10 protein-coding genes are annotated in these 11,892 nt (G+C 72.5%); 2 read left to right on the top strand and 8 right to left on the bottom strand.

Features of this window, described 5'->3' with window-relative positions:
• Positions 1-8: 8 nt before the first annotated feature.
• The 4 genes from ACIRPU_RS32165 to ACIRPU_RS32150 form a co-directional block, all read right to left on the bottom strand.
• Complete coding sequence (locus ACIRPU_RS32165) at positions 9-521, bottom strand: DUF5304 domain-containing protein (RefSeq protein ID WP_403873611.1); 513 nt, start codon at positions 519-521, stop codon at positions 9-11.
• An 82-nt stretch (positions 522-603) separates the two neighbouring features.
• The gene (locus tag ACIRPU_RS32160; RefSeq protein WP_403873608.1) at positions 604-1,779 is read right to left on the bottom strand and encodes an ArsA family ATPase; all 1,176 of its coding nucleotides are present in this window, start codon (positions 1,777-1,779) and stop codon (positions 604-606) included.
• Positions 1,780-1,868: 89 nt separating this feature from the next.
• Entirely contained in the window at positions 1,869-2,333 is a 465-nt protein-coding gene (locus ACIRPU_RS32155; protein WP_403873605.1) for an SRPBCC family protein, read from the bottom strand.
• Between the two features lie 161 nt (positions 2,334-2,494).
• A complete protein-coding gene (locus tag ACIRPU_RS32150; protein WP_403873902.1) occupies positions 2,495-3,250 on the bottom strand; it encodes a metallophosphoesterase in 756 nt (251 codons plus the stop codon).
• Between the two features lie 348 nt (positions 3,251-3,598).
• On the opposite strand from ACIRPU_RS32150, the gene ACIRPU_RS32145 reads away from it, so the two are divergent.
• Positions 3,599-5,395, top strand: coding sequence for an AMP-dependent synthetase/ligase (locus ACIRPU_RS32145; protein ID WP_355703248.1), 1,797 nt, complete (start codon positions 3,599-3,601; stop codon positions 5,393-5,395).
• 144 nt (positions 5,396-5,539) lie between these two features.
• Here the strand turns inward: ACIRPU_RS32145 and ACIRPU_RS32140 are convergent, their stop codons facing one another.
• Positions 5,540-6,682 carry a glycosyltransferase family 4 protein gene (locus tag ACIRPU_RS32140; protein WP_355703247.1) on the bottom strand — a complete coding sequence of 381 codons (1,143 nt, stop codon included), beginning with the start codon at positions 6,680-6,682 and terminating at the stop codon, positions 5,540-5,542.
• A 78-nt stretch (positions 6,683-6,760) separates the two neighbouring features.
• Here ACIRPU_RS32140 and ACIRPU_RS32135 point away from each other — a divergent pair, with 78 nt between their 5' ends.
• Entirely contained in the window at positions 6,761-7,996 is a 1,236-nt protein-coding gene (locus ACIRPU_RS32135) for a glycosyltransferase 87 family protein (protein WP_403873600.1), read from the top strand.
• 180 nt (positions 7,997-8,176) lie between these two features.
• Here ACIRPU_RS32135 and ACIRPU_RS32130 read toward each other — a convergent pair whose 3' ends face one another.
• The 3 genes from ACIRPU_RS32130 to ACIRPU_RS32120 form a co-directional block, all read right to left on the bottom strand.
• Entirely contained in the window at positions 8,177-9,391 is a 1,215-nt protein-coding gene (locus tag ACIRPU_RS32130; protein ID WP_403873597.1) for a hypothetical protein, read from the bottom strand.
• Positions 9,392-9,430: 39 nt separating this feature from the next.
• Positions 9,431-10,456, bottom strand: a complete 1,026-nt coding sequence (locus tag ACIRPU_RS32125) for an NlpC/P60 family protein (RefSeq protein WP_403873594.1) — start codon at positions 10,454-10,456, stop codon at positions 9,431-9,433.
• 199 nt (positions 10,457-10,655) lie between these two features.
• Positions 10,656-11,690: an NlpC/P60 family protein gene (locus tag ACIRPU_RS32120; RefSeq protein ID WP_403873591.1), complete on the bottom strand. Its 1,035-nt coding sequence runs from the start codon at positions 11,688-11,690 to the stop codon at positions 10,656-10,658.
• Between the last annotated feature and the right edge of the window lie 202 nt (positions 11,691-11,892).

Below are 11,892 nucleotides of genomic sequence, written 5' to 3'. Positions count from 1 at the left end.
GGAGGGCTTCAGTCCAAGTCGATGCGCTGGCCGGGACCGGTGTCGTCGCCGTCGCGGCCCGGGTCGCGCGGGGTGTTCCCGGGGTCGTTCGCTCCGGTCGTCCAGCGTTGTTCCTGGGTCTGGACGGCGGAGCGGTACGCGGCGAGGAGTTCGGTGCCGGCGGCCGCGAGGTGGTCGAAGACGTCCGGGTTGCGCTCGATGACGGGTTCGACGGCGGCCTTGGCCTGCTGGACGACCTGGCGGACCACCTGCTGGGCGGCGGGTCCGGCGACCGCCCCGAGCAGCGGGGACTGGAGCGAGGACAGCTTGTCCCCGACGGCGTCGACGAGCTTGCGCAGTTCCTCGGCGGCCGAGCCCGGCGGACGGTCGTCCTGGGCCCGGCGGCGGGCCTTCTCCGCCGCCAGGTCCTCGGCGGCGGCGGTGGCCCAGGCGTCGGCGTCGGTCGCGCGGGGCTGCTCGTCGAAGCCTGCTGCCCCGGCGGGCTCCCCGGCGGCGTCGGGCGTGGGGCGCTCTTCGCTCATGACGGACTCCTGATGACTCCTGGTCGACGACGCCTGATGACGGCTTCGTCCCTACGACGTTACCCGAACGGCGGAACGTCGTTCAGTGGGTGCGCGGCCAGAGCCCGAGATCCGGCGCGAACCGCACACACAGCTCGCCGTCGCGCAGCGCGGCGCCGTCGACGGTGCAGCGGCGCAGCACGGAGGGCAGCGCGACGATACGACGGAACGGCCCGGCGGTGACGACCAGTTCGTCGCCGCGCCGGACGAGGTCGAGCTCGTCGCGTATGGCGCCGGGCAGCGGAAGGTGCCAGACGAGCACGCCGTCCTGCGCGAGCCGGTCGGCCACGGGCCACTCGACCGGGGAGGTCGCCGGGTTGACGGCGGGCACGGCGAGCGCGGCGAGGTCGTCGGCGCCGCGGGGGTCGTGGCCGAGGTGGGCGACGGGACGGGCCGCCTCGCCCCACTCCCCCAGGGCCTTGCGCTGCTGGGTGACGAGCCGGCCGAGCAGGCCCTCGTCACCGGCCGCCTCCGGCAGGACGCGGTTGGCGACGAGCGACTCGACGGGCAGGGCGCGCAGGGCGAGGCCGAGGCGGGCGTCGCGGACGGCGTCGGCGCCGGCCGGTCCCGGCTCGGCGACCAGGCGTACGGCGGTGCCGGGGTCGGCGAGGACGGCCTCGACGGCGGCCAGCTCCATGTCCCAGCGGGCGGTCGTCTCGTACAGCCACTCGGCGGGCATCGGCACCCCGGCGAGCCGGCCGAGCATGGGACGCAGGGCGCGGGCCGCCTGCCGTTCCGGCGGGAGCAGACGGCGCAGGTAGCGGCGCAGCCCCTCCGGGAGGGCCAGCAGGGCGAGGGCCTGCGGGACGGGCGGCAGGTCGACGACGAGGAGTTCGTGCAGCTCACCGCCGTCGGCGAGGGCGGCGTCCCGCAGCGCGCGCAGCAGGGTCAGCTCCTCGGCGCCGGGGAGGGGGGTGACCTCCTCCGGGTCGAGCCGGGAGGCGCCGAGCAGGTCGAGGACGGTGGAGGCGCGGTCCTGGAAACCGGCGAGGTCGTCCCGGAAGCCCGCGGTGGCGTCGGGACGCCAGGCGGTGAGGCGCGGGGCGACCGGGACGGGGCTCGCACCGGTCCGCACTCCGAGCGTCGCGCCGAGGGTGTCGGTGCGGTCGGCGCTGAGGACGAGGGTGCGGGTGCCTTCCGCTGCCGCGCGCTGCGCGGTGGCGGCCGCCACGGTGGTGCGTCCGCTGCCGCCAGGGCCGGTGATCAGGATGGTACGCATGAGGGTGAACCGTAACGGAGGTCGGAGCAACCCCCCGACCTCCTCACCCCGCCCCCGGACCCGCCGACTCCCGGGTCCCGTGGCCGGCCCTACTTCTCCGGCGCCTCGATGCCGGCCTCTCCCGACTCCACGCGCTTCTTCAGTCCGGCCAGCGCGCGGTCGATGATGACCTTCTCGGCCTTGCGCTTGATCATGCCCAGCATGGGGATCTTGACGTCCACGGTCAGCTGGTAGGTGACCTCGGTCGCGCCCGCGCCGGCCGCCTTGAGGAGGTAGGAGCCGTCGAGCTGGCGCAGCATCTGGGACTTGACCAGCGTCCAGGACACCTCGTGCTCGCCGGTCCAGGTGTAGGCGAGGACCTGGTCGTCCTTGATGGCGCCGGCGTCCATGACCAGGCGGACCTGCTGGGCCCGGCCCTGTCCGTCCGTCCCGAGGACCTCCGCCTGCTTCACCTCTCCGGTCCAGTCCGGGTAGCGGGCGAAGTCGGCGATCACCGCCATGACCTCGTCCGGTGCCGCCTCGATCGTGATGCTCGAGCTGGTGTGTTCCGCCATCGCCGTGGCTCCTCCAGATGCGGGCCGGTAAAGGTAGAGAAGAGGACACCGTGCGCCAGCCGCCGCGCACGTGTGTGCAGCGTGAAGGCTACCCCGCGCCCGACCTGCCGCCTTCACCCGGAGTCCGGACGCGGCCCGGACGGCGTCGGGTCACCACGCGGTCACCACTCCAGCGCCCACGGCTTCCCGCTTCCCGCGAAGTGCCCCACGTTCACGCACTCGGTCGCGTCGACCCGCATCCGGCGGGCGAGCGGCTGGTGGACGTGCCCGAAGAGCGCGTAGCGGGGCCGGGTGCGGCGGATGGCGTCCAGCAGCGCCCGGCTGCCCCGCTCGAAACGGCGGGCCACGGTGTCGTAGACGAGTTCCGGCACCTCCGGCGGGATGTGGGTGCACAGCACGTCCACCTCGCCGACGGCCTCGATCTTCGCCGCGTACTCCTCGTCGCTGATCTCGTACGGGGTGCGCATGGGGGTCTTCAGGCCGCCGCCCACGAAGCCGAAGACCCGGCCGCCGATCTCCACCCGCTCCCCGTCCAGGACGGTCGTGCCGGGCCCGGCGAACTCGGGCCACAGCCTCGGCATGTCGACGTTGCCGTAGGTGGCGTACGTCGGATTCGGGAACGCCGGGAACAGCTCGGCGTACTGCTTGCGGACCGCCTGCTCGATCAGCGCGGCCCGGTCGCCGCCGATGCCGCCCCACAGGCGGGCGCCGAGCTCCCGGGCCTCCTCGAAGCGGCGGGCGGTGCGCAGTTCGACGATGCGGTCGGCGTTCTCCACCCCGAAGAGGTCGGGGAAGATCCCGCGGGAGTGGTCGGCGTAGTCCAGGAACAGGACCAGGTCGCCCAGACAGATCAGTGCGTCCGCGCCCTCTCCGGCCCGGGCCAGGTCGCGCGCGTTGCCGTGCACGTCGCTGACCACGTGGATGCGTGTCCGGCGGTTTCCGGGCGGTGTGGATGCCATGGCGATCAAGGGTAGGCGTGTGCGGCATACGTGAACAGTGGCGACCGGGATACCGGTTACTGGCAAGTCAGTAAAGCGGTGGACTACTGTCGGCCGGGAAACACCAATCTGTGTGACGCAGCGAACATCTCCCCGGACCCCCCTGTCGAAGACGCCATACCGACGGGTAACGTCCGGGCAGTCCAGTCGTGCTCAGGATTTCAACCATCGAGATCCACCGAGGTCCCGAGCACCATCCCGAGCCTTGGACCGCATCGTCGCAGCACACAACGTCGTGGCGCCGGCGCCCTATGAGGAGCAGCAGTCTTGCGCGAGTTCAGCCTTCCGGCTTTGTACGAGGTCCCTGCGGACGGAAACCTGACCGACATCGTCCGCAGAAACGCCGCGCAGCATCCCGACGTCGCCGTCATCGCGCGCAAGGTGGGCGGCGTCTGGCAGGACGTGACGGCCACGGCCTTCCTGACCGAGGTGCACGCCGCCGCCAAGGGCCTCATCGCCTCCGGCGTCCAGCCCGGCGACCGGGTCGGCCTGATGTCGCGCACCCGCTACGAGTGGACGCTGCTCGACTTCGCGATCTGGTGCGCGGGCGCGGTCACCGTGCCGGTGTACGAGACCAGCTCCCCCGAGCAGGTGCAGTGGATCCTCTCCGACTCGGGCGCGACCGCCGTCGTCGTCGAGCTGGACGGCCACACGGCGGCCGTGGAGTCGGTGCGCGAGTCGCTGCCGGCGCTGAAGCACGTCTGGCAGATCGAGGCCGGGGGTGTCGAGGAGCTCGGACGGCTCGGCAGGGACGTCTCCGACGAGGTCGTCGAGGAGCGCAGCTCGCAGGCCAAGGCCGACGACCCGGCGACCATCGTCTACACGTCCGGTACGACCGGCCGGCCCAAGGGCTGCGTGCTGACCCACCGCAGCTTCTTCGCCGAGTGCGGGAACGTCGTGGAGCGGCTGCGGCCGCTGTTCCGCACGGGCGAGTGCAGCGTGCTGCTCTTCCTCCCGCTCGCGCACGTCTTCGGCCGGCTGGTGCAGATCGCCCCGATGATGGCGCCGATCAAGCTGGGCACCGTCCCGGACATCAAGAACCTCACCGACGAGCTGGCCGCCTTCCGGCCGACGCTCATCCTGGGCGTGCCGCGGGTCTTCGAGAAGGTCTACAACTCGGCGCGCGCCAAGGCGCAGGCGGACGGCAAGGGCGCGATCTTCGACAAGGCGGCCGACACCGCGATCGCCTACAGCAAGGCGCTGGAGCTCCCGGCGGGCCCGCCGCTGAAGCTGAAGATCAAGCACAAGGTCTTCGACCGGCTCGTCTACAGCAAGCTGCGCGCGGTGCTCGGCGGCAAGGGCGAGTACGCGATCTCCGGCGGCGCCCCGCTGGGCGAGCGCCTCGGCCACTTCTTCCGCGGCATCGGCTTCACCGTCCTGGAGGGCTACGGCCTGACGGAGTCCTGTGCCGCCACCGCCTTCAACCCCTGGGACCGGCAGAAGATCGGCACGGTCGGTCAGCCGCTGCCCGGCTCGGTCGTGCGGATCGCGGACGACGGGGAGGTGCTGCTGCACGGCGAGCACCTGTTCAAGGAGTACTGGAACAACCCGGTCGCGACCGCCGAGGCGCTGGCCGACGGCTGGTTCCACACCGGTGACATCGGCACCCTCGACGAGGACGGCTACCTCCGGATCACCGGGCGCAAGAAGGAGATCATCGTCACCGCGGGCGGCAAGAACGTCGCCCCGGCCGTGATCGAGGACCGGATCCGGGCGCACGCGCTGGTCGCGGAGTGCATGGTGGTGGGCGACGGGCGGCCGTTCGTGGGCGCGCTGGTCACCATCGACGAGGAGTTCCTGGGCCGTTGGGCTTCCGACCACGGCAAGCCGGCGGGCTCGACCGCGGCCTCGCTGCGCGAGGACGCCGACCTTCAGGCCGCCGTCCAGTCGGCGATCGACGACGGCAACGCCGCGGTCTCGAAGGCGGAATCGGTGCGGAAGTTCCGCATTCTGTCCGCCCAGTTCACGGAGGACTCGGGCCACCTCACGCCGTCGCTGAAGCTCAAGCGCAACGTCGTGGCGAAGGACTACGCGAGCGAGATCGAGGCGATCTACGCCAAGTAACGGCTGTGACGGCTGTATCGGCCGCGGCAGCCGCAGTGGCCGAAGCAGCAGCTGTGCAGCACCTCCTGACGGAGCGTCATGGCGCGGTGTCCTCCACGAGGACCCGCGCCATCGGCGTTCCGGCCGGCTGACGCCGCACCAGTTCTAGAGCAACGTCCTCAACTTCTCCGCCAGCAGGTCCCACCGCCACTTCTCCTCCACCCAGCCGCGCCCGCGCTCCCCCATCCGGCGGCGCAGCTCCGCGTCCCCGAGCAGGGCCACGATGCGCTCGGCCGCGTCGCCCGGGGAACCGCCCGGCACGACCCACCCCGTCTCCCCGTCGAGCACCGCGTCGGGCGCCCCGCCCGAGTCCCCGGCGACGACGGGCAGCCCGGTCGCCGACGCCTCCAGATAGACGATCCCGAGCCCCTCGACGTCGAGCCCGCCCCGCCGCGTCCGGCACGGCATCGCGAAGACGTCCCCCGCGCCGTAGTGGGCGGGCAGCTCCGACCAGGGCACCGCCCCGGTGAAGCGCACCGCGTCCGCCACCCCGCGCTCATGGGCGAGCCTGCGCAGGTCCTTCTCGTACGGCCCGCCCCCGACGATCAGCAGCACCGCCTCCGGCTCGGCGGCCAGGATCCGCGGCATGGCGAGGATCAGCGTGTCCTGACCCTTGCGCGGCACGAGCCGCGAGACGCACACCACCACCGGCCGGTCGGTCAGTCCGAGCCTCGCCCGCACCTCCTCGCCGCCCGATCCCGGGTGGAAGGTCTTCTCGTCGACGCCCGGCGGCAACTGGACCATCCGCCCGGCCGCCCCGGCGCTCAGCGCGGTCGCGATCCGCGAGCGGGTGTACTCGCCCAGGTAGGTGATCGTGTCCGTGCTCTCGCCGATCCGGCCGAGGAGCTGCCGGGCGGCGGGCAGCTGCGCCCACCCGGCCTCGTGCCCGTGGGTGGTGGCCACCAGCCGCTCGGCGCCCGCCTTGCGCAGCGCCGGCGCCATCAGTCCGAGCGGCGCGGCCGCCCCGAACCACACCGACGTGCACCCGTGCTCCCGCAGCAGCCCGACGGCCCGGCGGGTCGCCCCGGGGGTCGGCAGCAGCATCGTCGTGGAGTCCCGTACGACGGTGAAGGGCTGCTCGGCGTCGAAGGCCGCAGTCGCCTCGACGCCCTCGTGGGAACGCTTCCAGGTGGACGCGTAGACGACGAGTCGGTCGGGGTCGAGCCGGAGCGCCATGTTGTGCAGGAACGCCTGGATGCCGCCCGGGCGGGGCGGGAAGTCGTTCGTCACGATGAGGGTCTTGTGCATCGCAGCCGACCCTATCCAAACGCCGTTCACAGCCGCGTCCGACCGCGCCTCACAGCCCGGCGGGAGAACATGTGGGCCATGGAGACGACGGCCGCGGGACGGCCCCTGACCTGCCTGCTGACGACCTGGGGCGTGACCCGGCTCGTACTGCTGCTCTTCGTCTTCAAGGTGTTCCTCTTCCCCGGCCCGGACGTCACCAGCGACATCTCCGTCACCTACCAGGGCTGGTACGAGGTGCTGCGCACCGGCGCGTTCCCGGCCGCCGACGTCACCTGGCAGTACCCGCCCGCCGCCGCCCTGGCCATCCTCTCGCCCGGTCTGCTGCCCTTCCTCGACTACGCGTCGGCCTTCTTCGTCCTGGCCTTCCTCGCCGACCTGGCCGTCCTCATGCTGCTGCTGAACACGGGACTGCGCCCCGGCCGGTCGCTGCGCGGCGCCTGGCTGTGGGTGGCGGGCGTGCCGCTGCTCGGTCCCACCGTCTACTCCCGCTACGACGTGATGGTGACGGCGGTCGCGGTCGCCGCGCTGGTCGCCGGCGTCCGACGGCCCCGGGTGATGGGCGCGCTGACGGGTCTCGCGGTGCTGCTGAAGGTGTGGCCCGTGCTGCTGCTGACGGGCGCCGTGCGCAGGCGGGCCTGGGGCGCGGCGGCGGTGACCGTCGGCGTCCTGGCGGCGCTGTTCGCCCTGGCCATGCCCGGCGCCTTCGCCTTCCTGACCTTCCAGCGCGACCGGGGCACCGAGGTGGAGTCACTGGGCGCCCTGGCGCTGCACGTGGCCCGGCAGTTCGGCTGGCAGGGCCGGGTGATGCTCAACTACGGCTCGCTGGAGTTCCTCGGCCCGTACGTCGGCGTGGTGAGCGACGTCGCCCTGGGGCTGACGGCGGTCGCCTTCGGCTGGCTGCTGCTGTGGCGGCTGACGGCGCGCCGCTTCGCGCCGCAGACGCTCGCGGAGGCGGCGTTCACGGCGGTCCTGCTGTTCACCGTCACCAGCCGGGTGATCAGCCCGCAGTACCTCGTGTGGCTGATCGGCCTCGCGGCGGTCTGCCTGTGCTTCCGCGCCGGCCGGATGGCCCTGCCCGCGGTGCTGGTCCTGGCCGCGTCCTTCGTGACGGTGCTGGAGTTCCCCGTCTACTTCGCGGACGTCGTCGCGAGCAGCCCGCTCGGCGTCACCCTCCTGTTCCTGCGCAACGGCCTGCTGGTGGCCGCCGCGATCGTCGCGGCCGTCCGGCTGTGGCGCTCGACGGTGCCGAGGGACGCCCCCGCTCCCTCGGCCGGTCAGGCCGCCCGCGTCGGCGAGCCCGCGGTCTCTCCCTGACGACCGGGCCCCACCCGCCGCAGCACCGGCCCCACGCCACGAGCTTCTTCCACGCCGAGGGGGAGCCCGTGCGGGCCGAGGAGACCGAGGACCTGTTCCGGCGGGGCGTGCTCCGTGTCGCCCGGGCGACGGGCGAGAGACGGAGCGGGCCTGGCTGCGCGAGGCGATCGAGCGGGCGACTCAGGCGAGCTGAGCCTTCAGGTAGCCCTGCCAGTCCGCCGTGAACTCCGCGAGGGAGACGCCCAGCACGCTCTTCAGCGCGCCCTCCACCGCGCCCGGCCGCTTCCCGTGCTCCCCCACCGCCCGGTAGAACGCGTCCAGCTTCACCTCGTCCCACTGCTCCGCGATCATCCGGCAGGCCAGCCAGCCGCCCTCGTACGCCTGGGCCAGCCGGTCGGCGTCGCCGGAGAAGCCGAAGTCGGCGTCGGCCGGCAGCGCCGCCGGGACGGCGCCGTCCCGGACGGACTGCTGGAGCTCCGGGGCGACCTCGGCGGGGGTGCGGCCCGTGCCGCGGTAGCCCACCCAGTCGGCGTACCCCTCGGACAGCCACAGCGGGGTGGCCGCGTTGGTGTGGGCGCGCGTGGCGACATGGGTGGCCTCGTGGGTGAGGACCACCTGCCGGCCGATCCCGCCGAGCATGCCGTACGAGTCCGGGTTGACGATGATCCGGTCCGCGGGCGTCCTGGCCCCGCCGCCCGTCTCACCCGTGGTGACCGCGGCGATCCCCCGGTAGGAGGAGGCGGGCGAGCCGAGCAGCCCCGCCATGCCCTCCAGCGATTTCGGTACGAGGACGACGAGGCGCCCCGCCCAGTCGGTGCCCCAGGCCGCCGAGACCTCGGGGACGGCGTCGTCCGCCAGCTCGGCGAAGGACCGCAGCCGCGCGTCGGACTGCCCGACCCCCAGCACGAGACTGTGCCCGCCCCGTACGACGCTCACCGTGCCCTGGTCCCACAGTTGCTCGCCGGCCTTCGTCGCGGGCTTGTCGGAGATCACCGACCACCGGCCGGCCCCGTCACGGGTCAGACGCAGGACGCGGTCCGTGGTCACCGGGGCCTTGTCGTAGCCGTCGACGCGGTAACTCAGCTCGGCGTCGGCGGTGGCGGTGTCCCCGCTGCGGTGAAGGGCCGTCACACGGTAGGACCAGGCCGCCAGCGGAACGGCCCGGACCGCGGCGTACCCGGTGGCGGCGCCGGTGGCCGCGTAGGCGTCCGGGTCGTGGCCGAGGACCGCGGCGGCCCGCCCGTCCAGGACCCGTTGCACATCGGCCGTCGCGTCGCCCGCCGCGGCCCGTCCGCCGCAGCCGACCAGACAGCCGAGCAGTGCGAAGACCAGTGCGACGAGCAGCGGACAACGCCCCAGCACCCCGGGTCCGCGCGCCCTCCCTCGACCAGCCATCCTCCCGATCCTACGGCGGCGGCCCCGCGCGGGCTCCGCTCAAGGCCGGGTGACGGAGGAGACCGGCATCATCCCGACCGGGTCGTAGCGCACCGGCGCGCCCGGATAGGGGGCGTGGACGACCTGCCCGTTGCCGACGTACATGCCGACATGGCTGGCGTCGGAGCGGTAGGTGACGATGTCGCCGGGCTGGGCCTGGGAGAGCGGCACCCGCCGGCCCGCGTGCGCCTGGGCCTGAGAGGTCCGCGGCAGCGAGATCCCGGCCTGCGCGTACGACCACTGCATGAGGCCCGAACAGTCGAAGCCGGTGGGCCCGTTGGCGCCCCAGACGTACGGCTTGCCGAGCGCGGAGCGCACGGCGGCCACGGCGGCGCCCGCGCGGCCGGAGGACGGCACGGCGCCCGAGGAGAGGCCGGCCATGGCGTCGCGGCCGGAACGCGAGGCCCGGTCGAAGGCGGCGCGCTCGGCGGACGGCAGGGCGTTGAGCAGCTGCCGCGCCTTGGCGAGCTTCTGCTCCACGGTCCGCTTGTGCCGCACCACGGCCTTGCGGCTCTTCTCCAGCTCGGCGAGCTTGCCCGCCGCCTCGACGCGCTCCTGGGTGAGTTCGCGCATGGCGCTCTGGAGCTCCCTCAGCTCGCCGGCCTGGTGGGCGGTGATCCGGTCGAGGACGGACGCCTTGGCGAGGTAGTCCTCCGGGTCGTCGGAGAACAGCAGCGCCAGCGAGGGGTCGAGGCCGCCCGAGCGGTACTGGGCGCCGGCCAGCGAACCGAGCTGCTCACGCAGTCCGTTGATGCGCTCCTGCTGCCGGGCGATGTGGTCCTGGGCGACGCCGACCTGCCCCCGCAGGGTGTCGGCGCGCTCGTCGGCCGTGTTGTAGGCCTCGGTGGCCTTCTCCGCCTCCTCGTAGAGACGGTCCACCTCGGCGCGGGTGTCGTCGTGCGGAGCGGCCGTGGCCGGTACGGCGGACACGGCGCCGAGTGCGGCGGCCGCTACGGACAGCACGCTCAGGGCGCCGGCGGCGCCCCGGTCGAACCCGGACTGTGCAAGGCGGCGATGGGACCCCACGGGAAGCCGCGCTCCTTCCACTGGTGGACAGGGAAACGCGGCAGACAGTAGCCCCGTGACAGGGGGTCGGCCAAAGACCTCGGCGGCAACACACAGTGACGCCCCGCCGCTGACGCAGGTCACCGGCGGGGCGTGGGGTCACTTCACGTCGTCGTAATTCGCCCGTTCGGGCGGCGTGGTGTCCCGATCTTGAGTGTGATCAGATCCGGACGCCGAACTGGAACGGCATGTTGCCGATCGACTCGTAGCGCACGACGGTGCCGGAGCGCGGGGCGTGCAGCACCTGGCCGTTGCCCGCGTAGAGGCCGACGTGGTGCTGGTCGCCGTAGAAGATGACCAGGTCGCCGACCTTGAGGTCGCTCTGGGAGTAGATGCGCGTACCGGCGTTGGCCTGGGCCTGCGAGGTGCGCGGGATGGAGACGCCGGCCTGGGCGTAGGCCCAGGAGGTCAGACCCGAGCAGTCGTACGAGGCGGTGCCGGTGGCACCGTAGACGTAGGGCTTGCCGAGCTGGCTCTGGGCGGCCTGGAAGGCGGCCATGGCACGGCCGGAGCCGGTCGGGGCGTCGCCGAGGTCCACGCGGTCGCCTGCGTCACGGCTGGCGCGGGCGTCGGCGGCGGCGAGGGCCGCCTGCTCCTTGGCCGTCAGCGTGTTGAGGAGCTTGCGCGCCTCGGCGAGCTTGCCCTGGACTTCCTTCTTCTTCTTGCCCAGTTCGGTGCGGGTGGAGGCGAGGTCCTTGAGCTTGGTGGACGCCTCACTGCGCTCCTGCGCGAGCTCGCGCTGCTTCTCCTGGATCTTCTTCAGCGCCTCGACCTGCTGGGCGCTCAGCTGGTCGGCGGTGGACGCCTTGTCCAGGAAGTCGTCCGGGTTCGAGGAGAGGAGCAGCTGCAGGGAGGAGTCGATGGACCCGGTCCGGTACTGGGCGGCCGCCGCCAGACCTATGGAGTCGCGCAGCTCGTTGAGCTCCGACTGCCCCCGGGCCACGTTGTCCTGGATGGTGGAGATCTCCTTCTGGAGCTTCTCCTGCTTCTCCTGGGCCCCGTTGTACTTCTCGGTGGCCTGCTCCGCCTCTTCGTAGAGCTTGTCGACCTTGGTCTTGACCTCGTCCTTGGTGAGCTTCTCGGCGGGCGCCGCGTTGGCGGCCTGGGAGCTCAGTACGACGGCAGCGGCGGCTGCGGTGGTCAGCACGGTCACGCGAGTGCGACTCGGCTGCTTCGGTCGACGGTGGGACGCCACGGAGACGGGCTCCTTCTTTTGAGTGATCACCCGTTTGGAGATGCGAGCCCTGACCTTAGTGACCTCGCCGTGATCAGTTCAAATCCTCAGGAGAAAAAAACCCATCACGCAACGCAGTTTTTTCAATCAACTCACGTGTAGTCATGCTCGATTGACGCTACGTTGCGTGACGATCCCGCCAATTCGGTCAATAAACCTGGAA

The organism is Streptomyces sp. NPDC102259, from assembly GCF_044766465.1.
Taxonomy (GTDB): Bacteria; Actinomycetota; Actinomycetes; order Streptomycetales; family Streptomycetaceae; genus Streptomyces.
Note: the sequence above shows the minus strand (reverse complement) of the source record. Positions and strands in the feature narration are given on the sequence as shown.